General features: G+C 63.9%; 24 protein-coding genes and 1 rRNA gene. 13 read left to right on the top strand and 12 right to left on the bottom strand.

The genetic code is table 11. The features are described from left to right. Positions 1-92 precede the first annotated feature (92 nt). Positions 93-209, top strand: a 5S ribosomal RNA gene (gene rrf, locus PALO_RS08045). 125 nt (positions 210-334) lie between these two features. Here the strand turns inward: rrf and PALO_RS08040 are convergent. Continuing rightward, positions 335-838: a GNAT family N-acetyltransferase gene (locus PALO_RS08040; RefSeq protein ID WP_036901668.1), complete on the bottom strand. Its 504-nt coding sequence runs from the start codon at positions 836-838 to the stop codon at positions 335-337. A 135-nt stretch (positions 839-973) separates the two neighbouring features. On the opposite strand from PALO_RS08040, the gene PALO_RS08035 reads away from it, so the two are divergent. After that, positions 974-1,405, top strand: a complete 432-nt coding sequence (locus PALO_RS08035; protein WP_041710293.1) for a GtrA family protein — start codon at positions 974-976, stop codon at positions 1,403-1,405. Between the two features lie 134 nt (positions 1,406-1,539). Then, a complete protein-coding gene (locus PALO_RS08030; protein WP_177166515.1) occupies positions 1,540-3,468 on the top strand; it encodes an OPT family oligopeptide transporter in 1,929 nt (642 codons plus the stop codon). 62 nt (positions 3,469-3,530) lie between these two features. Here the strand turns inward: PALO_RS08030 and rarD are convergent, their stop codons facing one another. The 3 genes from rarD to msrA are packed head-to-tail and all read right to left on the bottom strand — an operon-like array spanning position 3,531 to position 6,008. Next, positions 3,531-4,421, bottom strand: a complete 891-nt coding sequence (rarD, locus tag PALO_RS08025; protein ID WP_015583144.1) for an EamA family transporter RarD — start codon at positions 4,419-4,421, stop codon at positions 3,531-3,533. Positions 4,422-4,477: 56 nt separating this feature from the next. Next, a complete protein-coding gene (locus tag PALO_RS08020) occupies positions 4,478-5,341 on the bottom strand; it encodes an aldo/keto reductase (RefSeq protein WP_004812025.1) in 864 nt (287 codons plus the stop codon). 34 nt (positions 5,342-5,375) lie between these two features. After that, positions 5,376-6,008 carry a peptide-methionine (S)-S-oxide reductase MsrA gene (gene msrA / locus PALO_RS08015; RefSeq protein ID WP_015583143.1) on the bottom strand — a complete coding sequence of 211 codons (633 nt, stop codon included), beginning with the start codon at positions 6,006-6,008 and terminating at the stop codon, positions 5,376-5,378. Positions 6,009-6,155: 147 nt separating this feature from the next. On the opposite strand from msrA, the gene PALO_RS08010 reads away from it, so the two are divergent. Next, positions 6,156-7,775: a sodium-dependent transporter gene (locus PALO_RS08010; RefSeq protein WP_004812023.1), complete on the top strand. Its 1,620-nt coding sequence runs from the start codon at positions 6,156-6,158 to the stop codon at positions 7,773-7,775. After that, on the top strand, positions 7,772-7,876 hold the full coding sequence (locus PALO_RS12045; protein WP_015583142.1) for a methionine/alanine import family NSS transporter small subunit: 105 nt from the start codon (positions 7,772-7,774) through the stop codon (positions 7,874-7,876). The genes PALO_RS08010 and PALO_RS12045 overlap by 4 nt, the downstream gene beginning before the upstream one ends. 29 nt (positions 7,877-7,905) lie before the next feature. Here PALO_RS12045 and PALO_RS08005 read toward each other — a convergent pair whose 3' ends face one another. Then, complete coding sequence (locus tag PALO_RS08005; protein WP_015583141.1) at positions 7,906-8,589, bottom strand: uracil-DNA glycosylase; 684 nt, start codon at positions 8,587-8,589, stop codon at positions 7,906-7,908. 101 nt (positions 8,590-8,690) lie between these two features. Between PALO_RS08005 and PALO_RS08000 the strand changes: the two genes are divergently transcribed. Together PALO_RS08000 and PALO_RS13090 are read left to right on the top strand one after the other, a co-directional pair. Beyond that, positions 8,691-9,923 (top strand): AI-2E family transporter, encoded by a 1,233-nt coding sequence (locus PALO_RS08000; RefSeq protein WP_015583140.1) that lies wholly within the window; start codon positions 8,691-8,693, stop codon positions 9,921-9,923. 27 nt (positions 9,924-9,950) lie between these two features. Beyond that, on the top strand, positions 9,951-10,937 hold the full coding sequence (locus PALO_RS13090; protein ID WP_015583139.1) for a hypothetical protein: 987 nt from the start codon (positions 9,951-9,953) through the stop codon (positions 10,935-10,937). Positions 10,938-11,006: 69 nt separating this feature from the next. Here PALO_RS13090 and greA read toward each other — a convergent pair whose 3' ends face one another. Both greA and PALO_RS07985 read right to left on the bottom strand, forming a co-directional pair. Next, positions 11,007-11,513 carry a transcription elongation factor GreA gene (greA, locus tag PALO_RS07990; RefSeq protein ID WP_004812019.1) on the bottom strand — a complete coding sequence of 169 codons (507 nt, stop codon included), beginning with the start codon at positions 11,511-11,513 and terminating at the stop codon, positions 11,007-11,009. Between the two features lie 20 nt (positions 11,514-11,533). Next, positions 11,534-11,971: a DUF4307 domain-containing protein gene (locus PALO_RS07985; protein ID WP_015583138.1), complete on the bottom strand. Its 438-nt coding sequence runs from the start codon at positions 11,969-11,971 to the stop codon at positions 11,534-11,536. Positions 11,972-11,997: 26 nt separating this feature from the next. Between PALO_RS07985 and PALO_RS07980 the strand changes: the two genes are divergently transcribed. Then, a complete protein-coding gene (locus PALO_RS07980; protein ID WP_004812017.1) occupies positions 11,998-12,207 on the top strand; it encodes a hypothetical protein in 210 nt (69 codons plus the stop codon). 57 nt (positions 12,208-12,264) lie between these two features. After that, positions 12,265-14,280, top strand: coding sequence for a thioredoxin domain-containing protein (locus PALO_RS07975; protein WP_015583136.1), 2,016 nt, complete (start codon positions 12,265-12,267; stop codon positions 14,278-14,280). Between the two features lie 18 nt (positions 14,281-14,298). On the opposite strand, the gene uppS is transcribed toward PALO_RS07975, so the two are convergent. Further along, a complete protein-coding gene (uppS, locus tag PALO_RS07970) occupies positions 14,299-15,120 on the bottom strand; it encodes a polyprenyl diphosphate synthase (protein WP_015583135.1) in 822 nt (273 codons plus the stop codon). A gap of 149 nt (positions 15,121-15,269) precedes the next feature. Here uppS and trhA point away from each other — a divergent pair, with 149 nt between their 5' ends. From trhA to PALO_RS07955, 3 genes are all read left to right on the top strand, one after another. Beyond that, complete coding sequence (gene trhA / locus PALO_RS07965; protein WP_004812014.1) at positions 15,270-15,938, top strand: PAQR family membrane homeostasis protein TrhA; 669 nt, start codon at positions 15,270-15,272, stop codon at positions 15,936-15,938. A gap of 116 nt (positions 15,939-16,054) precedes the next feature. Beyond that, a complete protein-coding gene (phoH2, locus tag PALO_RS07960; RefSeq protein ID WP_015583134.1) occupies positions 16,055-17,434 on the top strand; it encodes an RNA 5'-3' helicase PhoH2 in 1,380 nt (459 codons plus the stop codon). A gap of 78 nt (positions 17,435-17,512) precedes the next feature. Then, a complete protein-coding gene (locus PALO_RS07955; RefSeq protein WP_041710099.1) occupies positions 17,513-18,028 on the top strand; it encodes a DUF4245 domain-containing protein in 516 nt (171 codons plus the stop codon). A gap of 6 nt (positions 18,029-18,034) precedes the next feature. Here PALO_RS07955 and PALO_RS07950 read toward each other — a convergent pair whose 3' ends face one another. The 3 genes from PALO_RS07950 to PALO_RS07940 form a co-directional block, all read right to left on the bottom strand. Next, positions 18,035-18,286 carry an exodeoxyribonuclease VII small subunit gene (locus PALO_RS07950; RefSeq protein ID WP_004812011.1) on the bottom strand — a complete coding sequence of 84 codons (252 nt, stop codon included), beginning with the start codon at positions 18,284-18,286 and terminating at the stop codon, positions 18,035-18,037. Further along, a complete protein-coding gene (gene xseA, locus PALO_RS07945; RefSeq protein WP_015583132.1) occupies positions 18,283-19,530 on the bottom strand; it encodes an exodeoxyribonuclease VII large subunit in 1,248 nt (415 codons plus the stop codon). Before xseA ends, PALO_RS07950 begins: the two co-directional genes overlap by 4 nt. A 238-nt stretch (positions 19,531-19,768) precedes the next feature. Beyond that, a complete protein-coding gene (locus tag PALO_RS07940) occupies positions 19,769-22,579 on the bottom strand; it encodes a bifunctional YncE/alkaline phosphatase family protein (protein ID WP_015583131.1) in 2,811 nt (936 codons plus the stop codon). 148 nt (positions 22,580-22,727) lie between these two features. Between PALO_RS07940 and PALO_RS07935 the strand changes: the two genes are divergently transcribed. Then, on the top strand, positions 22,728-23,699 hold the full coding sequence (locus tag PALO_RS07935; RefSeq protein WP_015583130.1) for a 4-hydroxy-3-methylbut-2-enyl diphosphate reductase: 972 nt from the start codon (positions 22,728-22,730) through the stop codon (positions 23,697-23,699). Positions 23,700-23,704: 5 nt separating this feature from the next. Here the strand turns inward: PALO_RS07935 and PALO_RS07930 are convergent, their stop codons facing one another. Beyond that, the gene (locus tag PALO_RS07930) at positions 23,705-24,925 is read right to left on the bottom strand and encodes a DNA recombination protein RmuC (RefSeq protein WP_015583129.1); all 1,221 of its coding nucleotides are present in this window, start codon (positions 24,923-24,925) and stop codon (positions 23,705-23,707) included. Between the last annotated feature and the right edge of the window lie 71 nt (positions 24,926-24,996).

The raw sequence follows: 24,996 nt of genomic DNA, 5'->3' as shown, positions 1-24,996 counted from the left end.
AAGCGTTTTCGTATTGACTCGCATCCACTATATGGCTCCCAACCCCCACCCGAGGAGCACAACATACAGGCCTTCACAGGCCCCCCATATTTTCCGGTGGCCATAGCGGAAGGGAAACACCCGGTCCCATACCGAACCCGGTAGTTAAGCCTTCCAGCGCCGATGGTACTGCACGAGGGATCGTGTGGGAGAGTAGGACGCTGCCGGAATTATATTTTTGTGTGTGCGTGTGGAGACGAGGTTGATCCTTGTCTCCACACGCTTTTTTTACACCCGTATCACTGCCGGTTAATGTTGAGATATACCGACGGTATTGCGTTGGATAGATGTTGATTCAGTATGGCTGGGATAGTGCTGGGTTGCCGTCGACATGGAGCATTGTCAGGTGGTTGCTCTCACTGGAGACTTCGACGAATCCAGCCTTGCGATAAATCGCCATGGCTGGCTCATTCGCAGTGTCGACGTTGAGGCTCACGGAACGGATGCCGTGACGCCGGCATTCGTCGAGGAGGCTGTCCAAGAGATATCCGCCGTGGCCCTGGCTGCGTTGCTGAGGAGAAATGGCGATGGTCAGTTCTGGGATACCCGGGGCGACGAAACCATAACCGGGATCGGAGGCCGGTAGGTCACGCAACCAGGCAGCCCCGATGGGGGAGCCATCGACGAGGCAGATCATCCCGATCTGGTCTGGGGTCCAGCCGTCGATGTAGTGGGCGATGGCTGGATTGGTTCGGCATTCCTCGACGTCGAGTGGTTCCGATTCCCCGCCGGCCGCATGCCGCAGCACATGGACCATGAACGGCAGGTCTGTTGTGGTTGCGCGTCGTGTTGTGGCCATGGCGTCAGGGTATCGACCGGTGGCGACGGTCCTTGACCCGGCTGCAAAAATGGATTCGTGGTGACGAGTGTGAAGCGAATCCGGGGTAGGAGGATTCCCCGACGCTCTGCCCCTCGCGTCTTTGCCAGAGGGTGTTTGACGATCCACTCCGTTTTGCCGTTCCCGCTGTCAGGGCTCCCCGTCACCTTCATCGGCTACTGCATCATCAACGGGCTCGGGTTCCTCATCGACATGAGCCTGCTTGCCGTTTTCTTTCGCGGCGTCGGACTGCCGTACCCCATTTCGGTATCGCTGGGATACGGGTTGTCGGCCATCTACTCCTTCTTCGTCAATAGGTGGCTGAATTTTCAGTCTCATGGCGATCTGGGTCGTCAGAGCGGTCGTTACGTCATCACGATAGTGACCAATTACGTCTGTCTCACCCTGGGATTCTCATCCCTTTTGGAGCACATAGGGGTCCATTTCGAGCTTGCTCGCTTCACCGCTGCGTGTGTTGAGGGGCTTTACGTCTATTTCATGTTGAGCCTTTGGGTGTTCCCGAAGTCTGGAAGACGGCAATTGGCGTAACTAGCCGCGGCCTGCATACTTTCGGGCTCTGACGGTGGCATAGTGGTCAGGTCAATCTACGGAAGAAGAGGAACATGTCTGACCTATCGAGCGCATCTGCGCCGGCCCAGCCGTCGGGGTCATCAATACGTGAATTGACGCTCCGGGGCATCATCCTCGGCGGCCTCATGACGTTGGTGTTCACCGCGGCGAACGTATACCTCGGGCTCAAGGTCGGCCTGACCTTCGCCACATCGATTCCGGCAGCGGTCATCTCGATGGCCGTCTTGCGTCACTTCAAGGGACACTCGGTCGCAGAGAACAACATCGTCCAGACCATTGCCTCCGCCGCCGGAACCCTTTCGGCCATCATCTTCGTTCTGCCCGGCCTCATCATGGTGGGTTGGTGGAAGGGATTCCCGTACTGGACGACCCTCGCAATCTGCCTGGTTGGCGGCATCCTCGGCGTCATGTACTCCATCCCACTGCGACGAGCTCTCGTCACCGGCTCCGACCTTCCCTACCCGGAGGGCGTTGCGGGTGCCGAGGTCCTCAAGGTTGGTGACTCCGCCGGTGCGGCCGAGGCCAACAAGGTGGGTCTGCGCGTCATCATCGTCGGCTCCCTGGTGTCGGCCGGATATGCCCTGCTGTCTGACCTCAAGCTGGTCAAGTCAGCCCTCACCAAGCCATTCAAGGTGGGTGACAGCTCTGGCTCGATGGTCGGCGTCAGCATGTCGATGGCTCTCATCGGCGTCGGTCACCTCGTCGGCGTCGCTGTTGCCGCGTCCATGCTCGTCGGCATCGTCATCTCTTACGGCGCGATCCTGCCGTGGCGAGTGTCCGGCAAGGTTGGCGGCAACCTCGACGTCATCCAGGAAGTCTTCAGCAACGACGTGCGCTTCGTCGGCGCCGGCGCGATCGGTGTGGCGGCGATCTGGACCCTCATCAAGGTCATCGGCCCCATCACCAGGGGCATCAGCGACTCCGTCCGGTCCTCCAAGACCCGTCACAAGGGTGGCGAGGTTCCGCTGACCGAGCGTGACCTGCCGGTGTCGGTCGTCCTCACCGTCGTACTGCTCTCCATGATCCCGATCGGCTTCATGCTGTGGGGCTTCGCCCGCGACATGGTGGTGTCGAAGTCCATGACCGGCGTCATCATCGTCAGCCTGGTCTTCATCCTGCTCGTCGGCCTGGCCGTTGCCTCCGTCTGTGGCTACATGGCTGGCCTCATCGGCGCATCGAACAGCCCGATCTCCGGGGTCGGCATCCTCGTCGTCCTGGTGGCCGCCCTGCTCATCAAGCTCACCTACGGTGCCGTCGGTGGTGACGAGACGGTGAAGCTGGTGGCCTACACCCTGTTCACCGCGTCGATCGTCTTCGGTATCGCCACGATCTCGAATGACAACCTGCAGGACCTCAAGACCGGCCAGCTGGTCGGATCCACCCCGTGGAAGCAGCAGGTTGCCCTCATCATCGGTGTCGTCTTCGGATCGGCGATCATCCCGCCCGTCATGCAGCTCATGCAGACCGCCTTCGGATTCCAGGGTGCTCCCGGTGCCGGACCGAACGCCCTGCAGGCCCCGCAGGCCACCCTCATCTCCTCGCTGGCCACCGGCGTCTTCGGCGGCTCGCTGGACTGGGGCCTGATGGGAATCGGCGCACTGGTCGGCGTCGGCGTCATCACGGTCGACGAGATCCTCACCCACACCACCAAGAGGTTCTCGCTTCCGCCTCTGGCTGTCGGCATGGGCATGTACCTCCCGATGGCCCTGTCGCTGACCATCCCGATCGGTGCCGCCCTCGGTTGGTTGTTCGACAAGTGGGCTGCACACACCGGAGGCGATGTCGACGGCAAGAAGCGCACCGGAGTCCTGCTGGCCACCGGCCTCATCGTCGGTGAGTCCATCTTCGGTGTCATCTACGCGGCGCTCATTGCTGCCGCCGGTTCCGAGGACGCCATCGCCATCGCTCCGGAGTCGTGGGACAGCGGCGCTGGAATCGTCGGCATGATCATCTTCGTGGCTGCCATTGCGATTCTGTATCAGTGGACCAAGCGAGAGGCGCGTGAGCGCGCCGAGGCGTGACCTGGAAGACGTGTGGGGCCACCGGGATTCGCCGGTGGCCCCTTTGTCATTGTGTGACGGCGTCATCGAGTGCGTCGCACCACACGAATGACCCCTTCTGCTGAGAACATGACGACGGCAACCCAGACCAGGGAGAACCCGGCCCAGCGTTGCCATGGCATCTGCTCACCGAAGAGGAGCAGCCCGACCAAGAACTGCAGGAGCGGTGAGATGTACTGCAGGATTCCCAGCGTCGTCAGGCTGATGCGGGAGGCCGCGAAGGCGAACATCAGCAGCGGAACAGCGGTCAGGATGCCGGCGCTGACAAGTAACAGGCTGTAGGAGCCCGTGAAGGTGGACCTTCCATGGGCAGCGCCCCAGCCGATGTACACCAGGGCCAGAGGAGTGGTCGCCAAGGTCTCGACAGTGAGTCCGACGGGGGGCTTCACACTGACCCCGAGCACCTTCTTGACCAGGCCGTAGAGCCCGAAGCTCACAGCCAGACCCAGCGAGATGAGAGGCTTCGAGGAATGGCCGAGCATGAGGACGACGACGGCCACGACGCCGATTCCGAAGGCGACCCCCTGGGTCGGGCTGAGGCGTTCCCGCAGTACCAGCACACCCAGCAAGGCAGAGACGAGCGGGTTGATGAAGTACCCCATCGCGGCGTCCAGGGTGTGACCGGCGTTGACGGACCAGACGTAAAGAGTCCAGTTGATCAGAACAAGATGGCCCGCAAGCACGAGACCCCACAGGTTGCGTCTCTGATGGGCGAGGTCACGGATGTCACGCCACCCCTTGCTGATGGTCAGCAGGATCGAGCAGAAGACGAAGGACCACACCACCCGGTGGGCAATGATCTCGAAGGCTCCGGACCGCTCCAGCAACCGGAAGTAGAGGGGGAAGAATCCCCACATGAGGTAGAGGGCGATACCGGTCGTCAGTCCTCGTCTTGCCTCGATGTCGTCATGCACCCGGGGATCATGTCACGGTTACCGGGTGCATGCGCACATCTGCCGCAGGGCGGACGTCAGGGAAGTCGAGCCAGCTCCTCGTCGGTCAGGGAAAGATCGACGGCCTTGAAGGAGTCAAGGATCGTTTCCGAGCGGTGGGATCCCGGGATCGGGATGACGTGATCGCCCTGGGCCAGTTCCCACGCCAGAATGACTTGGGCCCGACTGACTCCACGGGCATCAGCGACGCGCTGGAAGGCGGCGAAGGCGTCCTCCTCGAGGGGACGACGGTAACCGCCAAGCGGGCTCCACGCGACGAATGCCAGGTCGAGCTCACCGCAGAGCTCCACCTCGGGCCGCGAGGACAGGAAGCCGGGGGAGAACTGGTTCTGCACGGCCACCAGACGATCACCGAGAATGCTCTGGGCCAGCCGGATCTGGTCGGGGTTGGCGTTCGAGATGCCAGCGGTTCGGGCCAAGCCGTCGTCGAGGATGCCCGCCAGGGTCCTCACCATCTCCACGTACTCGACCTTCGGGTCGGGACGGTGCAGGTAGAGCAGGTCGATCTGGTCCGTGTGCAGGGCGTCGGCCGAGAGCTTGGCGTCACGGCGTAGCCGCTCCGGGGATCCGTCGACGTCCCAGACGGCCTCCCCGGTGTCGTTGAAGCAGCGGAAGTGGCCAACCTTGGTGGCCACCGAGATCGTCGAGCGGTCACCATTCCAGGACTCCAGGGCATCAGCGACGAGCTTCTCGCCGTACTGCTCCTCGCCGCCAGACTCGTAGTAGGCCCATGCGGTGTCGATGTGGGTGCACCCGGCGTCCAGGACGTCATGGAGGACCTTGATCGCGGTCTCGCGGTCCGGGCGACCTTCGATCGACAACGGCATCGATCCGTAAGCGATGGCAGAGGTTCGGAAGGGTCCAATCTTGCGGTACTTCATGTGTTCAATCCTCCTCAGGGGGTGGTCATGTCCATCATGCTCGCGCGAGGCACACCCCGGTTGCGTGGACAGGGCAGTAGCCGAAGGGGTTGTCCTCGAGGTACTGCTGATGCTCGGCCTCAGCCAGGAAGAACTCCACGCCGTTGGCCATCGAGATCGTCGTCGTGATCTCCCCGTACCCGGCATTGAGCAGGTTGGCCTGGAAGGACCCCCTGAGGGTGGTGGCCGTCATGAACTGCTCGGTGGTGGTGCACCAGATCGCCGAGCGGTACTGGGTACCGACGTCGTTGCCCTGACGCATCCCCTGGGTGGGGTCGTGGTTCTCCATGAAGAGGGTGAGGATCTCCTCGGTGGAGATTCTGGTCGGGTCGTAGGTGACCCGGACGGTTTCGGCGTGCCCAGTGCGTCCGGTACACACCTCCCGGTAGGTGGGGTTGGGAGTGAAACCGCCCATGTAACCAACGGCGGTTTGCAGCACCCCGTCATTGTTCCAGAACAGCTTCTCGGCTCCCCAGAAACACCCCATGGCCAGGTAGATCGTCTCGGAGCCGGGGAAGGAGTGGTCCAGCCGGTCCCCAGTCACGCGGTGGAAGAACGGCATTTCCAACACCGGGGTTCGGCCTCCGGGCAGGGCGTTGTCGGGTGAGACCATCTCGTTCTTGTTCATGCGTCCCTTTCCTCACGACGTCGACACGGGTGTAACCGACATCGGCTCGGATCAATTCCTGTTATCTCAATGTGTGGTCCATGATCTGGTCCCACCTCATCACCATGTGAGACTGGGGGTCGAAGTTCACCGGTGGAAAGGATCAACATGTCTGACCCCGCGCAGCCTGGCGCGACCGTTGCAGGTGACGGAAACAGTATTGGAAAGCCCCAGCGGCGTGAGAGTTTCACCGGCCGGGGAGCCTTCCTCATTGCTGCGATTGGCTCCGCCGTCGGGCTGGGAAATATCTGGAGGTTCCCCTACGTCGCCTACAGCAATGGTGGCGGAGCCTTCATCGTGCCCTACCTGATCGCCCTGCTCACCGCCGGTATCCCGCTGCTCTTCCTCGACTATGCCGTCGGACACAAGTTCCGTGGCTCGCCGCCCATGGCCTTGCGTCGTCTCAACAAGCACACGGAGGCCATCGGATGGTGGCAGACCCTCATCTGTTGGGTGATCGTCATCTACTACGCCGCCATCATCGCCTGGGCCATTCGCTATGTCGGATTCTCGGTGACGAAGGCATGGGGAGACGACCCCGAGGGATTCCTCACAGGCAGCTTCCTGCACGTGGCCAACAACGTTGACGTCGAATTCCACTTCGTGCCCGGAGTCTTCTGGCCGTTGCTGATCCTGTGGCTCGTCGTGTTGGCCATCATGGCCACCGGCGTCGAGAAGGGCATCACCCGCGCCTCGTGGGTCTTCATGCCGATGCTCGCGGTGATGTTCATCGCGCTGGTCATCGTCGCCCTCACCCTGGACGGCGCATCGACTGGCCTTGACGCCCTGTTCACCCCGGCGTGGAATGCGTTGGGGAACTACCAGGTGTGGATGGCCGCCTACGGCCAGATCTTCTTCTCCCTGTCAGTGGGATTCGGCATCATGGTGACCTATGCCTCCTACCTCAAGCCGAAGTCTGACCTGACAGGTTCCGGCCTGGTCGTCGGGTTCGCCAACTCCTCATTCGAGATCCTGGCCGGCCTCGGCGTCTTCGCCGCCCTGGGCTTCATGGCAACTGCTTCCGGCAAGCCGGTGAGCGAGGTCGCTGGCTCGGGTATCGGCCTGGCCTTCATCGCCTTCCCGCAGATCATCAGTCAGGCGGGTGCTGTCGGACCGATCATGGGCGTGCTCTTCTTCGTCTCCCTGGTTTTTGCCGGCATCACGTCGATGATCAGCCTGCTGGAGGTCGTCATCGCAGCCTTCCGCGAGAAGACCGGCATGCACCGAGTTGCCGCAACCTGGGTCGTCGGTGGAGTGACGGCCGTCGCGTCGATCATCCTCTTCCCGACGACGACCGGCCTCAACCTGCTCGACGTCACCGACCACTTCATCAACAACATCGGCATCGTCGGCGTTGCCCTGCTGGCCTGCCTCGTCATCACCTGGGCACTGCGCAAGCTCCCGGTGCTGCGCGACCACCTCAACGAGTACTCCTCGTTCAAGGTCAACAAGGTGTGGATGGCCCTGGTCGGTGTCGTCGCCCCGTTGGTCCTGCTGGGCCTGTGGATCACCGAGATCGTCACCGTCTCCAGCAAGGGCTACGGCGGAATGCCCGGAAACTTCGTTGGAATCTTCGGATGGGGAATGTCGATCCTCGTCGTCGTGCTGGCAATCGTGCTGTCCCTCATCCCGTGGCCGAACCGCTCGGCCATTCACCACGAGCTCACTCACGAGGAAGAGCTCGCCCGAGCGAATGCCCAGGCATCTCAGGAAGGAGCGTTGTCATGAGTGGATCCGCCACCGTCATGATGATCATCGCCATGGTCACGGTGTGGGGCGGATTGGCCGCATCGGCCTTCTCCCTGTTCCGTCATCCCGAGCAGGACTGACACACATCCGGCATGAGGGGCCGGCCCGATCAGTGGGAGGACAGGTCCCAGTTAATCGGGTCGCCCCCCTGCTGTACCAGCAAGTCGTTGGTGCGGCTGAAGGGTCGGGACCCGAAGAAGCCGTATCGGGCTGACATGGGGGAGGGGTGTGAGGACTTGACGATCGGAACCCCGCCCAGCATGGGTTCCAGGGATTGCGCGTCGCGGCCCCACAGAATGGCCACCAGCGGGCCGCCACGTGCCACGAGGGCTTCGATGGCGGTCTGGGTGACCTCCTCCCATCCCTTGCCGCGATGTGAGGCGGGTCGACCAGGCTGGACGGTGAGGCACCTGTTGAGGAGCAACACCCCCTGCTCGAACCAGCCGGTGAGATCGCCATGTTCACAAGGGGAAATTCCCAGGTCGGACTGCAATTCGGCGTAGATGTTCTGCAAGGACCGGGGCAACGGACGCACGTCGCGCTCCACCGAGAAACTCAGGCCCACGGGGTGGCCTGGGGTGGGGTAAGGGTCCTGGCCGACGATGAGCACTCGAACATCCGCCATGGGACGGGAAAAAGCGCGCAGAATGCGATCCCCGTGAGGCAGGAACCCTCGTCCGGCAGCTGTCTCGGCTCGCAGGAAGTCCCCCATCTCATGGATGCGTGGCTCCACCTCCGCCAATGCCTCTGCCCAGTCGGGGGCGGTCAGTTCGGCAAGGGGACGAGCTACCACGGTGACCTCCAAATGGATACATACGGATGACGTGCTAGACGCTACCCTGTGAACACGCGTTCCGGGGCCTCGGCCCCGCCCCACAATTCCGGAAGGAAGCCATGAAGCTATTCGGCTCGGGCACGAAGACCACAGATTCGACACCGGTTCCCCCGCGTGCCGACGCCGAGGGCGAGGCGATCGACACCGCTCCTGACCAGGAGGTAGCATCAACTCCCCAGCCCATCACGGCGACGGTCGCCCCCGCCGAAGACGTTCCCAGCGCTGTCCGTACTGCGGCTGGATGGTGCTGGCGGCTCATCGTCATCGCAGCCTTCATCTACGGGCTTTACCAGGTGCTTCACGCTGCGTCCGAGGTGTCAGTGCCCGTCGCGGTGGCCCTCATGCTGACGGCAGCCATGTGGCCGCTGGCTAACTGGTTGTCGCGCCATCACATCCACCGTGGCATCGCCTCGGGAATCTGCCTGCTGCTGCTCATCATCCTGGTCGGCGGCGTATTCACCCTCGTCGGCGCCCAGATCGCGATGCAGTGGCGGGAACTGGGCAACCAGGCGGTTGCCAGTTTCAAGCAGGCGCTGGCGTGGCTGGCCAACAGCCCCCTGCACACCGACAAGGCCCAGCTCAATGACCTCATGCACAAGGCCGAGGCTGCCATGGCTGGATCCCAGGGACGCATTGCCTCGACCGCAGCTGCCGCCGGAACCCAGATCGGCCGTTTCGCAGCGGGGCTCGTCCTGGCCCTCTTCGCCACCTTCTTCTTCGTGTACGAGGGAGACAAACTGGCTGAGAAGTCGGCGGTCCTCATCCCACGTGAGCATCGCGCCAAAATCCTTGACGCTGCCAAGCGCGGCTGGGTCGCCCTGGTGGCCTATGTGCGAGCCGCCGTCATCGTCGCCTTCGTGGACGGCCTGGGAGCCGGCATCGGCGCGGCCATCATTGGCTCATCCATGTCGGTCGCGATCGGTGCCCTCACCTTCATCCTCGCGTTCGTGCCGATCGTCGGCGCGCTGACGGCAGGCGTCGTCGCGGTTGGTGTGGTGCTGGTGACCCTGGGCTTCTTCAAGGCCGTCATCATGCTGATCGTCTTCGTCGCCGTCATGCAGATCGAAGGACACGTCCTGCAACCCTTCCTGCTGGGTAAGGCAGTCTCGATCCACCCGCTCATCGTGCTGGTTGGTATCGCTGTCGGCGCCATCATCTCCGGTATCGTGGGCGCCCTGTTCGCCATCCCGATCGTCGCTTTCGGCGTCGCCTTCATCAAGGCCCTGAGCCCCGAGACCCCGGCAGAGGAGGTTCCTCCAAGTCAGGACGACCTCGCTGCCGAACACGCGTGAGTTGGGTTCACCCGTAAAGTTGATGTCATGAGCGCTGATATCACCGCCATCCTCGAGGACCTTGCTGCCGGGAGGATCGACACCGCCGAGGCCAACCGCCGTATCGCTGATGCACGGGGGCAGGAGCAGCCCGCACCCGGGAGCCAGAGCGGCCCCGCCGAAGGGACCGGCCCCCGCCGCGGGGCATCCGAGGACGAGACTTCCGGGGGCGACAAGGGCCTTCTGGCCGGCTTCGCCATCCCTCCAGAAGCCAAGGAGGGGCTCCGCTCGGCCTGGCGCGTGGTGTCCGGGGTGGCAGAGAGCGTCGGTGAGACAGTCGCCTCGACGATGTCGCCCGGACCGCGTCGCGCCAGCGGCGAGAGTGAACCGCAAAAGCACGTCGACGTCGCGAGCGATCTGGATCGCGTCCGTCTGAACTGCACCGGACGTCGCATCCGTCTCATCGGGGACCGCTCGGTCTCCGGCCTGCAGATCGAGGGCAAGCACACCCGCAGGCGCGTCGGAGGAGTCGTTGAGGTCGGTGTTGACGGTCACCTCGCCCCTGATCTGGGGGTCCTCAAGAGGTTCCGACTCCCGGCCGACATGGACGGGGTCAAGGATCTTGGTCTGGGTCGGGAAGTGACGATTCGTGTGCATCCCGATCTGCCCGTCGACATCGAGCTGTCAGGTGGCTCGTTGCGTGCCACTGGCGTGGAGCACCTCGGGAGGGTGCGTGTCACCGCTGGCGTCACTGAGATCGAAGGCGTCCACCAGCTGGAGGACGGTCTCTTCCAGGCCGGAAATGGCACCATCACCGGATGCATCGACAGCGGTCGCTCCCAGATCCGCGTCGAGTCGGGCAATCTGCTGGTCAAGCTGGCCGAAGGATCCAACGTCTCGGTTTGTGGCAAGGCCCAGACCGGCATGATCTCCTGGCCCGAAGGCGGAGATGTCGACGAGTACGTCATGGGTGACGGAGCGGCCCGTCTTGGCCTCACCTGCTTGGTCGGGAGGATCGCAGTTCGCGCGATGTGAGCCTGCGACATAATGTGATGAGGGCGGGGTGCCATGGCACCCCGCCCTCATCACATTTGTGGAAGCGTGTCACTCCTGGAACGGCTCGACGTCAAGGATCGTCACCTTGATCGTCTTGCCATTGGGAGCCTTGTACTCGGTCGATTCTCCCTTGGAATGGCCCAGAACGGCACCACCAAGGGGGGATTGCGGGGAGTAGACGGAGATGTCGACGGAATCGTCGAGCCCCATCACCTGCCGCGATCCCAGCAGGAAGGTGTCAGTGTCGGACTTGTCGTCGAAGTAGCAGACGGTCACCTTGGAACCGGGCACGACCTCGTCCGGAGTGGACGGGGCTTCGCCCACCTCAGCGTTGCGCAGCATCTGCTCCAGCTGACGGATGCGGGCCTCGGCCTGCCCCTGCTCCTCACGGGCGGCATGGTAGCCGCCGTTCTCGGAAAGGTCGCCCTCGGAACGAGCGTCGGCAATCTTGTTGGAAATGATGGTGCGGCCCTCACCCTTGAGGTACGCGAGCTCTTGGGTGAGCTTGTCGAAGGCCTCTTGGGTCAGCCACACAGTGTCTTGGGACTCAGGCATTTGTTCATCCTACCGCGTTGTCACCCGACGGGTCCGCACTTCTCCAGCTCAGCGGTAACAGCACGCGAGAAGGTCTTGACGCTGGTGTGGATCGTCTCGTCCTTTGACGAGCTTGTCGGAAACGTCACCGTCGTCTCCCCGACGCGCACGTGGTCAGCACCGGTGGCGACCAGGACGCAGGAACCCTTGACGGAGGGGTCGGGCCGATGCAGGTTGATCGTGACGTCGACGCGGGTGTCGGATATCGCTTGGTATCCGTGCAAGCTCGCCCGGATCGGCTGCTCGGCATGGTGGAGTCCCGCCCACACCGTCCATCCGACGAGGACGGCAGCCAGCACCAGGATGAGGATCACCCACGGGGTTCGACACTGTTTGGGGTAGCGGTCCGCGATGCGTTCACGGTCCGCATCAGTGAGGACGTGATCCTGGCTGCTGGTTGGGGTTGGCACGTGGCCCATTGTGCCCTAGGGCGTAGGCTGTCAGCATGACAGTTCTTGCAGCCCAGCTCGTGAGCACCGGCCTCGCCAACTTCTTGTGCTGCCTAACACTTGCTGTCTTCGGTGTCGTCGCGTGGATCAGCATCCGACGCAACATCCGTGGCATCGACTTCGACGAGGTTCCCTGCGGCCCTGCCCTCAAGGAGAACCATCAGGAGGATGCCAAGGGGTCCACGACGAACTCGGCGAAGCACTGACGTCCCGCCTAGGGTCCGCCTGGCCCAGTATGGGGTTGTGCTCGTAGGCTGACCACCATGCCCAACCACCTTGGTGAGTCCACCAGCCCGTATCTGCTCCAACACGCCGCGAACCCCGTCGACTGGTTCCCGTGGGGAGAGGAAGCATTCGCCGAAGCGCGTCGTCGCGACGTGCCGGTCATGGTCTCGGTGGGCTACTCGAGCTGCCACTGGTGCCACGTCATGGCTTTCGAGTCCTTCTCCGATCCAGAAGTGGCTGAGGTTGTCAACGCCAATGTCGTGGCCGTCAAGGTCGATCGCGAGGAGCGTCCAGAGGTTGACACCGCGCTGATGCAGGTGACCCTGGCGATGACTGGCCAGGGTGGCTGGCCCAACACCGTCTTCCTGACTCCTGACGGCAAGCCCTTCTTCGCCGGCACCTATTTCCCACCGGTGCGCCGGGGTGGTCAGCCCGCCTTCGTGGAGCTGGTCGAGGCTCTTGGCGGCGCATGGCGAGAGCGTCGCGATGAGGTGGTGTCCTCGGCCGAGGCCATCGTCGAGCATCTGCGTCCTATCGAGAAGACCCCTGACACCCCGCGTCCGGTTGCCGGTGAGCTCATTGACGCCGTGGGAGCGGACTACGACATCGTGCATGGCGGGTTTGGAGGACCGACGAAGTTCCCTAACGCCACCCTGCTGGACGCCCTGCTGGTCAAGGGAGACCCGACCAGCCTCGACATGGCGCAGAACACGTGTGAGCACCTGGTGCGTGGCGGCATCTTCGATCAGGTCGGTGGCGGGTTCCACCGTTATTCCACGGATTCCCAGTGGGTGGTGCCCCACTTCGAGAAGATGCTTTACGACAATGCCCTGCTGTTGGGGACGATGGCTCGGTGCTGGCGTCGTACAGCCGATCACGACCCGGATCGTCGAGATCTCTACTCCCATGCCGCCCGTCGCACGGTGTCCTGGCTCAACCGGGAGATGCAGCTGCCGAACGGCCTGTATGCCGCCGGACTCGATGCCGACTCCGACGACGCAGCCGGCCACACCCGGGAGGGGATTTACTACCTGTGGAACCAGGATCTCATCACGGACGCCCTGGGATCCGAGGAGACCGAGTGGCTGCGTCCACTGGTGCATCTGGAGCCCTTCGACGAGAACGGTCTGGGTACCCTCCAGATGCGCGGACGGGTCGAGTGGGAGCGCATCAACGTCGACATGGACACCCTGCTGGAGGCTCGTGATCGTCGTAGCGCTCCTGCTCGCGACGAGAAGGCCATCACGGCGTGGAACGCCATGCTCATCGACGGGCTCGTCGAGGCCGGAATGATTCTGCGCGAGTGGTCCTGGGTGAGGCAGGCCCGCGATCTGGCTGAGGCGCTGTGGACGGCCCATTGGAGTGACGGTGACCTGCTGCGCACCTCCTTCCATGATCATCCGGGAGCCCCGGCGGTCTGCGAGGACTACGCGTGGGTTGGCCTGTCCTTCGCCGGTCTGGCCGGTGCCACGGGGGAGCCGGTGTGGTGTGACCGTGCTGTCGAGGTGCTTGACCAGGCTGTGACGCGGTTCGGTGCTCCCGATGGGAGCTTCCTTGACGCCGAAGGGTCGGACCTGCTTACGGTGACGGCCCACACCCTGACCGACGATGCCTGCCCCAGCGCAACGGCCTCCATGGTGATGGCCCTGCGTCGGGTGGGGCTCATGGCTGAGCGTGACGACTTCGTCAGGCGTGCGGACGAGGCCTCCGGCGCACTGCTGCCGGTGGTGGCGTCCACTCCTCGCTTCGCGGGGTGGGCACTGGCCGACTTCCTCATCGCCGATGAGGACCGTCGTGGTCTCAAGCCGGCTGCTGTCGTCATCGCCGACACCCAGGAGGAGCCCACGGATCTGGCCGCAGCAGCGTGGCGCATGGCTCCGGCCGGGTCGGTCATCATGCGTCGAGTTGGTGAGGGATCCGGGTTCGGTACATGGTTCGAGGATCGCGCCCCGCGCGACGGTCAGCCGATGTGTTGGGTGTGCCGTGGCACGGTGTGCTTCGAGCCGGTGACCGAATACCTGGAGCTCAAGGACCCGCTCTGGCGGCGAGCTTGAGATCGTGCACCCGGCAGGTCAGCGGCCGTAGCGCCGCTCCCGCTGGGTGAAGGAGCGGAGGGCTCGCAGGAAGTCGACCTTGCGGAAATCGGGCCACAATGCCTCGCAGAAGTAGAACTCGGAGTGGGCACTTTGCCACATGAGGAAGCCCGACAATCGCTGCTCGCCCGAGGTGCGAATGATGAGATCCGGATCGGGTTGGCCGCGGGTGTAGAGGTGGTCCTCAATCTGGTCGATCTCGAGGGTCTCCGCGAGATCGGCCAGGCTGGTGCCCTTCTCGGCCTCCTCGGCAAGTAGTGAGCGGACGGCGTCGCGCAGCTCGTGACGACCGCCATAGGCCACCGCGACGTTGATATGCATGACGCCGTGGTCGGCCGAGTTGCGGCCGGCACGACAGAGGGACTCGGCCATCTCGGCGGGTAGCAGATCGAGATCTCCGACGGCCTGGACCCGCCAGCGTGGATTCTCTGCCAGGGAGTCGACGAGGGACTCGATGACCTTGAGAAGTGGTCCAAGTTCGCCGGTTTCCGCGCGTTGCAGGTTGTCGGTCGACAACACCCACAGTGTGATGATTGGGATACCGACGGCGTCGCACCAGGCGCAGAATTCTCGGAGGCGATCCGCGCCCGCCTCGTAACCGGCCACCAAGGGCTGTCCCGGTGCGTTGAGACGAGCCCAACGACGGTTGCCGTCAGCCAGCACGGCGACGTGCTGGGGCAGTCGACTGCGATCGAGCTGGTCGAGCAGTCTCGCTTCGTAGGTGGTGTACAGCAGTCCGGACGGGTGCATGCGGTCGAGGGTCTCACTGACCTTCGACAGACGGTTGTCCAGGCTGCTCATGGGTCCAGATTAGTCAGTGCTCGGTACAAACGGTCAGCAATTCACGCGGTGAGGCCGAGATCGAGTCGCGGGCAGACCTCGTCGGCAGGGTAGGCTGGAGGCAGAACCTACCGAACCGTAGGTTTTGTCGAGGAGGAGGACCGCGGGCTATGTCGCGTCAAGGCAACAACGGCGAGAACCGCGGCACTGTGCTCCCCAAACCGAGGTTGCGCGGATGGGTTCACACCGTCATGGCACCGCTGATCTTGCTGGCCGGGGTTGGTCTCATGATCGTCACGCCGACGTGGGGGAACCGGTTCGCCGTCGCGATCTGGATGCTCACCGGGTTGGAGCTCTTTGGCAATTCGGCGATATATCACCGGGTGCCGTGGGGTGCGAAGATCAAGGACGTCCTGCGCCGCATCGACCACGCCAACATCGCGGTGTTCATCGCTGGCACGTACACCCCGCTGGCCGTCTCGCTGACGACGGGTGCCTCCAGGGTGATCCTGCTGTCGATCATCTGGGCCTGCGCCCTGCTCGGAGTGGCCTTCCGGTTCGTGTGGAACGGCGTGCCCAGATGGGCCTCGACGATCCTCTACGTCTTCATGGGGTGGACTGCCTTGTGGTGGCTGCCGCAGTTCTGGCGCGTGGGAGGGCCAGCAGTCGTCATCCTGATCCTCGTCGGAGGGGTGTTCTACACCGTCGGAGCTGTCGCCTACGCCCGTCAGAAGCCCAATCCGTCACCCACCTGGTTCGGCTTCCACGAGGTCTTCCACAGCTGCACTGCGGTGGCCGCGATCTGTCATGCGGTTGCCATCGGTCTTGCCGTCATCTGACCGGCTGGTGAACTCTGGGCGAATGGCCGAATCGCACACTCCGGTTCCACCTGTCGGGCTCTAGGTTTGATGTCAGAGGGGCCGCATCCGACGCCTCGACGACGTTTCCTTCCTCGATGCGACCTCTCATGTCACGGGAGGTTTTCGTGTCCGTCCGTCCAGAAGGCTCCGAGCGAGCCCACAGCCCGATCCCGGCGGCACCTGAGGGGAGGCGGACCTACGTCATCGACACATCGGTGCTGCTGTCGGATCCTCGTGCCCTGCTCAACTTTGCCGAGCATCACGTGGTGGTGCCGATCGTCGTCATCACCGAGTTGGAGGGCAAACGCCACCATCCAGAATTGGGACATTTCGCCCGCACAGCGTTGCGCATCCTCGACAAGTTGCGGCTCGACAACGGCGGCCTCGTCGGGCCGGTGCCGGTCAACGATGAGGGAGGCGAACTGCTCGTTGAGCTCAACCACTCCGACCCGAATTGCTTGCCTGACGGCTTCCGTCTCGGTGACAACGACACCCGGATCCTGGCGGTTGCCCAGAACTACCGGCTGGCCGGGCACTCCGTCGTACTGGTGACGAAGGACCTGCCGTTGCGGGTCAAGGCCTCGGCCATCGGCCTGGAAGCCGAGGAGTACCGGCACGAACTCGTCCCGGACAGCGGATGGACCGGCATGGTCAATCTCGAGGTTCCTGACGAGATGATCTCGGCCCTCTACGAGGAGGGACACGTCGTCGACTCGATCTTCGACGAGATCCCAGTGCACGCCGGACTCGTGCTGGACGGCCCGAACGGCAGTGCTCTGGCCCGACGGATGCCGGACGCCTCGGCTCGGCTCATCCCCAATGACCAGGAGGCGTTCGGGATCCGTGGCCGCTCGGCTGAGCAGCGGGTTGCCCTCGACATGCTGCTGGACCCTCAAGTCGGCATCGTCTCCATGGGAGGGCATGCCGGTACCGGAAAGTCAGCGTTGGCGTTGTGCGCAGGGCTCGAGGCGGTGCTGGAGCGACAACTCCACAAGAAGGTCATGGTCTTCCGGCCGTTGTATGCCGTCGGTGGCCAGGATCTGGGCTACCTGCCCGGTGACGAGGGGGAGAAGATGGCCCCGTGGGGTCAGGCGGTTCTGGATACCCTCACCAGCGTGACGAATAATTACGTCATCGAGGAGGTCATGTCGCGTGGCATGCTGGAGATCCTGCCGCTGACGCACATCCGCGGCCGTTCCCTCCATGACGCCTTCGTCATCGTCGACGAGGCCCAGTCCCTGGAGCGCAACGTGCTGCTGACGGTGCTCTCGCGAATCGGGCAGAACTCGCGGGTGGTGCTCACCCACGACGTCGCCCAGCGGGACAACCTTCGGGTAGGTCGTTATGACGGTGTGGCAGCCGTCATCGAGAGGCTGCGAGGACACGATCTGTTCGGCCACGTGACCCTCACCAGGTCGGAGCGTTCGCCCGTCGCCGCGCTGGTGACCAGCCTGATGGAGGACATGGTCGGTTGATCAGCTGAGGCGACGCCACGCGACGCATCTGCAACAATCGGGAGCGTGGCACCCAATCCCAGAGCCGGCATCAAGGATATGTTCCTGTCCTTGGCTGTCATCCTCGTCCCCGTGTTGCTCATCGTGTGGTTCTTCACCAGGACCCCTGACGAGCCGAACATCCAGAAGGTTGACTGGAAGCCCGTGGCGACGTCAGCGCGCACCCATGCCGGGTACCCGGTGCTGGCTCCCAAGGAGGTGCCCGAGGACTGGCGGCCCACCAAGGCGAGGTATGCCAACAAGGGGGATCGATGGGTGGGAAACACCATCTCCGCGGGGAACAGGTGGGAATTGGGATTCCTCACCAGCGAGAACATCTACCTGGCCGTGAACCAGTCCGACGAGCCTGCCAAGGCTTACGTCGCCTCGGTGACGAGATCAGCCACCGAGGATGGGAAGGTCAAGGCGGGTCAGTACACCTGGACGAAGATGGTCAGCCCGGACGGCCGCACCCGTGCCCTGGTGACGAAGATCGGTTCCTCGGCGGTTGTCGTCGTCGCGGATGCTGACTATCAGATTCTCACTGACTATGCGGGGATGCTGAAGACGTCTTGACCCCCGTCATGCCTGGGAGTCCTCGGCCTCGGAGCGTGCCGCTTCGATACGGGCGCGAGCCCCGTCGAGCCAGGTCTGGCAGATGTCGGCGAGCTTCTCGCCGCGTTCCCACAGCTTCATGGTCTCGGCCAGGGAGATGCCGCCGGACTCCAGTCGGGTGACGATGCCAACCAGTTCGTCGCGGGCGGCCTCGTATGGGATCTCGGGCTCCTCGGAGGTGGGCTTCTCGGGTGCCGACTCGGACTTCTTCTCGCTCATGAATCCTCCTGGGACGGTGGTCGGTTGGGGGTACGTCGGTCGAGGGAATCGACGGTGACGCCGAGGGTGCCGTCGGACAGGTAGACCGACAGATTCGCTCCCGGATCGGTGTCATCGACGGAGGTGATGGGGTCGCCCTCGGAGTCGGCAAGGATGGCGTAGCCGCGATCCAAGGTGGCCTTGGGAGACATGGCGCGCACTCTCTCGAGCATGTGATCGACGTCGCGGCTCTCGGCGTCCAGGGCTCGATTGGTCGCGAGGCGAAGACGCTGCAGGGCCGAGTCGAGTTTCTCGGTGGTGATGTCGAGGGTGGCCGTGGGATTGACCATCACCGGTCGGGACCGCACCTGGGCGAGATGGGCCGCCTCGACGTCGACAAACCTCGTGACGGCTTGGCGAAGTCGGGTTCTTGCCATCTCGATGGCCTGGGACTCCTCCGCGGCGTCCGGGACGATGAGTTTGCCGGCATCTGTCGGTGTGGAGGCTCGCAGGTCGGCGACGAGGTCGAGGATGGGGTTGTCGCGCTCGTGGCCGATGGCCGAGACGACCGGAGTCTTGGTGGCGTAGACCGCTCGTACCAGGGCCTCGTCGCTGAAGGGGAGGAGGTCCTCGAGGGAACCGCCGCCGCGGGCGATGACGATGACGTCGACGGCGGGGTTGGCGTCGAGCTCGGCCAGGGCTGCGATGACCTGCTGGGCTGCCATGGGGCCCTGGACCAAGGTGTTGCGCACCACGAAACGGGCGGCGGACCAACGAAGGGTGGCGTGACGTTGAACATCTCGCTCGGCGTCCGAGCCGGCTCCCGTGATGAGGCCGATACTGCGTGGCAGAGCAGGAATGGGCTTGTGAAGGGTGACGTCGAAGAGCCCCTCGGCCTCCAACAGACGCTTGCGTCTCTCCAACTGAGCGAGCAGCTGGCCCTCGCCGGTGGGAGTGATCTCGGAGACCTCGAAGGAGAGTCTGCCGCTGCGTGACCAGACCGTTGGGCGGATGAGGGCGGTGACCGTCATGCCCGACTCGATGGGCCCAGCGGCGTCGAGGACACGTCGATGGCAGGTCGCGGTGGCAGAGATCTCCTCGGTGGGGTCGCGCAGGGTGAGGAACTGAGTGGGGCCGGAACGACGGGTGACCTCGATGACCTGGGCCTGGACCCAAATGGCCCCGCAGCGTTCCACCCACCCCTTGACGGCGTTGACCACCCACGCCAGGGAGCGAGGGTTGTCAGCGGTGTTCGGCTCTGCCATGGGCGACACGGTATCCGAGGAGGACGACAGTCTGCAGGGAGTGGACCGGGCGCGAGGTGTCCTCTCGACCCCGCGGCGAAGAGGTGACACAGGTATGACGGGAATCGCATACGGCAGCGTGTCTTGAGGGCTTCTGGGCCTGATGACATGGTGATCCACTGTACGCACGTTGTCCGGGCCGCCTCCCATGATGGCAGACGGCCCGGACGACGTGGGTGGATGGGATCAACTCATCTGATCAGGCTCCGGTGCGTGGCAGAGCGTGGCCTCCGCCGTTGTTCCCACCGTTGCTGGCAGAAGGAGCGGCTGTGGTCGGGACAGGGGCGCCAGGCTTGGGAGTCGGGGTGGGCGTCGGCTTCGGCGAAGGCTTCGGAGCGCAGGGGTCGATGCCCTTGGCAGGGTCGAACCTCTCGTCGTCACCGTCCGGAGTCCACACCGGGAATCCCCGGGAGTCCTTCGAGTAGCTGCCCACCTCGTCGAGGTCGACGTCCCCGGGCTTGACCTCCTCACCCTCGTCGTCGTCATCATCGTCATAGGCCGGAGGACCGGACTGGATGACGGAGTGCTTGGGCTCGGGCATCTTGGAGTCGGCACCCTTGACGGCCTTCCAAATGGCCTTGTTGAAGACCTGCTCGTCAATGGTGTCCTCCTTCTCGGTGCTCTGCTCACCAGATTCCTTGGCCAACGGGGCATCAGGTCCGTTGACCTTCGTCATGTCGTAGGAGGGACGAACAGCCGTGTAAGGCTTGAAGTTGGGCTTGTCGGTGAAGGCACCCGACATCGGGGTGGAGAAGGCGTCGAACTGGGTCAGCGGCCCGATGCCGAGGATCCCCTCCATGGTGCGCAGCATCGACACCGTCGAGTAGAAGGTGGAATCGACCCCGCCGGTACGGGTGTACGGGCTGATGACCTCACCAATGGTGCGGTGTGCGTCGACATGGTCGGGGCCGTTCTGGGCGTCATCCTCGGTGAGGAAGATCGCGGTGTCCTTCCAGATGGGGGAGTTGGAGACGGCTTCGACGAGCTGACCGACGGCCTGGTCGTTGTCGGCGACATAGGCCTGCGGGGTCGGGGCACCAACCTTGGTGGCCTGGGTGTGGTCATTGCCCAGCCGGATGAATTGGACCGTCGGAACGGTGCCGTTCTCCACCTGCTTGTCGAAGTCGGACTTCCACTCGTCGACGCGGGACTTCGGACCGCAGTTCTTGGCCATCGGCTTGAAGGAGTTTGCCGAGTCAGGGCAGGCGAGGGACCAGCCGATGTAGTCATGGTCGGTGTTCGGGTCGAGCACCTCCTTGTCGGCCGCGTGAGCCTTTCCGTTCTTGTCACGCTGGGTGTAGAAGCCGTAGTTGCGGAAGCTGATGTTGTTCTTCGACAGGTGCTCCCAGAAGTAGGCGTCATGCTCCTTGGCGCGGGCCTCCGGGTCATTGTGTTCGCTGGGGTACGGTGCGCCGCGTCCGGAGTAGTTGGACGGCCACATCTCCTCCGACCAAGGGTTCGAGTTGGCCTGGGAGACCCAGTTCCAGCCGTTGGCCGAGACCTCGGCGTCAGCGTAGAAGTTGTCGAAGGTGACGAACTGACGTGCCAGGGCTCGGGTGTTCGGGGCTGATTCCTCGCCGAAGAGGTTGAGGGTGGGATCGCCGTTGCCGCGGCCGTTGGAGCCCAGCTCCTGATCGAAGGTGCGGTTCTCGCGAACGACGTAGATGACGTGCTTGATCTTGCTCGACTTCGTGCCGATCTGGTTGGGGACGACGCTGCTACGAGCCGCATCATTGGCGGTGTTGTTCCTCTCGACGGTGGCTGTTTGCTTGGCCAGGGTGGCGGCGTCAGGCTCAGCGATGGTCGAGAAAAGGCCCTTGATCATGGACCCGGAGTACTGGTCCTCCGAGGTGCCGTTGGGGTCGGTCGGGTTCGGGTGGCCTGGGCCGTTGTTCGGGCCGGCGCCCAGCCCCTTGGCCGAGATGATGCTTAGTTTGCCGTCATGGTCGACAATCTGGGTCGGGTACCAGCCGGTCGGGATGTCTCCGGCGACTTTGTGGGTCACGGTGTTGATGACGGCGACCTCATTGTGACCGGAATTGGTGACGTAGAGGCGCTTGCCATCCTTGGAGAGGGTCAGGCCGGTGGGATTGGCGCCGACGAGCTTGGAGCCGTTGCGGTTGACGGGAATGGTGGCCGTCTGGTGATGGGAGGCCACGTCGACGACCGAGATGGTGTCGGCATCTCCGTTGGCGACGTAGAGGGTCTTGCCGTCAGGCGTCAGCACCGACTTGTTGGGGTGGAATCCCACATCGATCTTGTGGGTGGCCAAGGGCTGGGACTTCGTGATGTCGACCTCGGCGACGTCCGACCCGCCCTGGGAAGAGACGAAGGCCTTGGTGGAGTCCTTGGAGAGGGTGACCCAGACCGGACGGTGGCCGATGTGGGTGGTCTGCACCTTGTTGGTGGCCAGGTCGATGACCGAGACCGCATCGGCAAGTTGGTCTGCCACGACGAGGCGCTTGCTGTCCTTCGTGACGGCCAGGCCGGCCGGGTAGAGGTTGACCTTCTTGCGCTTCGGGCTGATGACCGGCATCTGGATGGCCGTGGTCTCCACGAGCTTGCCGCAGTCGAAGTGGTACGTGCGGATCTTGTGGTTGCCGGCGGCACTGGCGAACAGGTGCTTGCCGTCAGGGCTGAAGGCCAGGCCCATGTACAGGCTCTCGGGAGACTTGTAGGGGATGGTCTGTACGACCTTGCCGGAAGCAGTTTCAACGACCTGCAAGGACTGGGTTCCCTGGCCGTTGTTGCTGATGACGAGGTACTTGCCATCGGGGGAGAGGACCTCGTTGAGGGGGAGGTCACCGAGGGTGGTGAGCTGACCGGCCGGGGTCAGAAGCTGACCGACAGTGGTGCGGCCGGTAGATCCCGAGGTGGGGCCGGCCTTCTCGTCGCTCGGGGCTGCGTTGGCCGGCGTGAAGGTGACGGTCGTTGCGATTGCGGTGAGGAGGACGCACGCGGAGGCGAGGCCACGACGCAGTCTTGCGGATGCGGGTGTGTCATCACTCATGGTTCAGAACTTAGGAAGTCGAAGTGGCAGATGACGGCCGTGAATGTGCACCTTCGAAGAATTTTGGGTGAACGTGGCTACGGTGAGTCCTCGATGGGCGAACTCGAGGAGATTCGCCAGATGACGGCGTACCCGTAGACTCGGAGCCATGGCTGTTTCGGGGGCTGACACTGACAAGAGGCTGTTTCTCGCCGCACCGCGCGGTTACTGCGCGGGCGTTGATCGTGCGGTCGTGACCGTCGAGAAGGCGTTGGAGGCCTACGGTGCGCCGGTGTATGTGCGCAAGCAGATCGTGCACAACCGTCACGTCGTGGAGACCTTGGAGGAGCGCGGTGCCATCTTCGTCGACGAGCTCGACGAGGTGCCCGACGACGCCTTGGTGGTCTTCTCGGCCCACGGCGTCTCCCCCCAGGTCAAGAACGAGGCGGCCAACCGTGGTCTGCGGACCATTGATGCCACTTGCCCGCTGGTGACGAAGGTGCATCACGAGGCCAAGAGGTTCGCCAACGACGACACCCAGATCCTGCTCATCGGCCACGCCGGCCACGAGGAGGTCGAGGGGACGACGGGTGAGGCTCCCGAGAACATCACTCTTGTGCAGACCCCCGAGGACGTCGACGGTCTGCAGTTGGACCCTGATCGTCCGGTGGCGTGGCTGTCCCAGACGACCCTGAGCGTCGACGAGACGGTGGAGACCGTCGACCGGATTCGTCAGCTGCACCCGCAGCTCATCAATCCGCCGTCCGACGACATCTGCTACGCCACCCAGAACCGTCAGCATGCCGTCAAGCAGATGGCTCCCAAGTGCGACCTCGTCATCGTGGTGGGGTCGAAGAACTCGTCGAACACCGGCCGCCTGGTCGAGGTCGCCCTCGAGTCGGGGGCCAAGGCGTCCTACCGCGTCGACAACGCCGGCGAGATCAAGGAGTCCTGGCTCGACGGGGTCGACAGCATCGGTGTCACCTCGGGTGCGTCGGTGCCGGAGACCCTCGTCCGGGGGGTGCTCGACCTGCTCACCTCGAAGGGTTGGCCGCAGGCCGAGGAGGAGACCCTCATCGAGGAGTCACTGTCCTTCGCCCTGCCTCCGCAGCTGCGCAAGCGCCGCACGGCCGCCCGCTGAGCCCCTCAGGCAGGGGAGTCGTCCTCGCCCTGATGCTCCGTCAGTTCCGGCGCTGTGAGGGGGCGTACTGTCTCCTCGATCGGCGCAGGTGAGGAAATGTCCTCGTCGGTGACCCCGAGATCCTCGAACCGCCGGGCCTGGACGAGAACCCTCGTCTCCATGCCACCCAACAGGGTGTTGTAGGCGCGCACCGTCGAGTTGAGGGATCGTCCCATCTTGTCGAGATTGCCGGCCAGGGTTCCGAGTCTCTTGTGCAGGTCGCGTCCCAGCGCGGCGACCTCCGCCGCAGACCGTGCGACGGCTTCCTGACGCCATGCCAGGGCGACCGTTCTCAGCATCGGGATGAGAACTGACGGGCTGGCGAGCACGATTCCACGACGGTTGGCGTACTCGTGCAGATCAGGCATTTCCTGCAGGGCGGCCTGGAGGAAGGCATCGGACGGCAGGAAGCACACCACGAACTCCGGGGAGTCCAGGTCCGTGCGCCAGTACCCCTTGGCCGACAACTGGTCGATGTGGGTTCGCACGTGGCGGGCGAACCGGGCCATCTGGGCGTCGTACTCCTCGGGATCCTCGTACTCGGCGGCGTCGAGGAAGGCCGCTAGTGGAGTCTTGGCGTCGATGTGGATGCACCGATCACCCGAGAGTCTCACCGTCATGTCAGGACGCTGAGGAGTGCCTTGCGCGGTGGTCGTCTGTTGAGTCTGGAAATCGCAGTGTTCCAGCATTCCGGCCACCTCAGCGGTACGCTGCAACTGCATCTCACCCCAGGCACCGCGTACCTGCGGTTTGCGTAGGGCGGTGACGAGGCTGGCGGTCTCCTTGCGCAGGTTCTCCCCGGCGTTGCTCACCCCGGCGACCTGCTCGCGGAGGCTCGCCGTCATGGCTGTACGTTCCTGTTCCACCTCGGCCAGCCGCCGGTCCAGCCGTTCCAAGGCAAGGGACACGGGGGCAAGCAGGCGTTGGGCGTCATTCATCGTCCGCTGGGCCGCACGGGTGGCGCGTTCGTCCTGATCGGCCATGGATTGGGCGGACAGCGCCCGGAACTGTGTGGCCAGGGCGTCACGGTCGGCGGTGACTTTCTCGGCAGCTTCCAGACGCTCGGTGGCGACCTGCGCCGTCGTGGTGGCTTCGGCGACCCGCTGGGAGGACCTCAACTGGGCGATGAGCCATCCGATACCCACCCCGATGACCAGACCAATGAGCCCGACAACGATGTTCGTCATGGCACGAGGGTCGCAGCCGCCTCCGACATGGTTGACGACGGTCGTGTTCCACCGTGGAGAACAACGGGTGA

It is taken from the genome of Cutibacterium avidum 44067, from assembly GCF_000367205.1.
GTDB classification, from domain to species: domain Bacteria; phylum Actinomycetota; class Actinomycetes; order Propionibacteriales; family Propionibacteriaceae; genus Cutibacterium; species Cutibacterium avidum.
The sequence above is the reverse complement of the archived record's forward strand: the minus strand, read 5'-3'. Positions and strand labels throughout refer to the sequence as shown.

Coding starts and splice junctions, on each gene's coding strand:
- PALO_RS07940 (WP_015583131.1), bottom strand. CDS start 22,579: ATGAGTGATGACACACCCGCATCCGCAAGACTGCGTCGTGGCCTCGCC.
- greA (WP_004812019.1), bottom strand. CDS start 11,513: ATGCCTGAGTCCCAAGACACTGTGTGGCTGACCCAAGAGGCCTTCGAC.
- PALO_RS07955 (WP_041710099.1), top strand. CDS start 17,513: ATGTTCCTGTCCTTGGCTGTCATCCTCGTCCCCGTGTTGCTCATCGTG.
- PALO_RS07980 (WP_004812017.1), top strand. CDS start 11,998: ATGACAGTTCTTGCAGCCCAGCTCGTGAGCACCGGCCTCGCCAACTTC.
- phoH2 (WP_015583134.1), top strand. CDS start 16,055: ATGCGACCTCTCATGTCACGGGAGGTTTTCGTGTCCGTCCGTCCAGAA.
- PALO_RS07975 (WP_015583136.1), top strand. CDS start 12,265: ATGCCCAACCACCTTGGTGAGTCCACCAGCCCGTATCTGCTCCAACAC.
- PALO_RS07930 (WP_015583129.1), bottom strand. CDS start 24,925: ATGACGAACATCGTTGTCGGGCTCATTGGTCTGGTCATCGGGGTGGGT.
- trhA (WP_004812014.1), top strand. CDS start 15,270: ATGTCGCGTCAAGGCAACAACGGCGAGAACCGCGGCACTGTGCTCCCC.
- msrA (WP_015583143.1), bottom strand. CDS start 6,008: ATGAACAAGAACGAGATGGTCTCACCCGACAACGCCCTGCCCGGAGGC.
- PALO_RS07950 (WP_004812011.1), bottom strand. CDS start 18,286: ATGAGCGAGAAGAAGTCCGAGTCGGCACCCGAGAAGCCCACCTCCGAG.
- PALO_RS08010 (WP_004812023.1), top strand. CDS start 6,156: ATGTCTGACCCCGCGCAGCCTGGCGCGACCGTTGCAGGTGACGGAAAC.
- PALO_RS08020 (WP_004812025.1), bottom strand. CDS start 5,341: ATGAAGTACCGCAAGATTGGACCCTTCCGAACCTCTGCCATCGCTTAC.
- PALO_RS08000 (WP_015583140.1), top strand. CDS start 8,691: ATGAAGCTATTCGGCTCGGGCACGAAGACCACAGATTCGACACCGGTT.
- PALO_RS12045 (WP_015583142.1), top strand. CDS start 7,772: ATGAGTGGATCCGCCACCGTCATGATGATCATCGCCATGGTCACGGTG.
- PALO_RS07985 (WP_015583138.1), bottom strand. CDS start 11,971: ATGGGCCACGTGCCAACCCCAACCAGCAGCCAGGATCACGTCCTCACT.
- PALO_RS13090 (WP_015583139.1), top strand. CDS start 9,951: ATGAGCGCTGATATCACCGCCATCCTCGAGGACCTTGCTGCCGGGAGG.
- PALO_RS08040 (WP_036901668.1), bottom strand. CDS start 838: ATGGCCACAACACGACGCGCAACCACAACAGACCTGCCGTTCATGGTC.
- xseA (WP_015583132.1), bottom strand. CDS start 19,530: ATGGCAGAGCCGAACACCGCTGACAACCCTCGCTCCCTGGCGTGGGTG.
- PALO_RS07935 (WP_015583130.1), top strand. CDS start 22,728: ATGGCTGTTTCGGGGGCTGACACTGACAAGAGGCTGTTTCTCGCCGCA.
- uppS (WP_015583135.1), bottom strand. CDS start 15,120: ATGAGCAGCCTGGACAACCGTCTGTCGAAGGTCAGTGAGACCCTCGAC.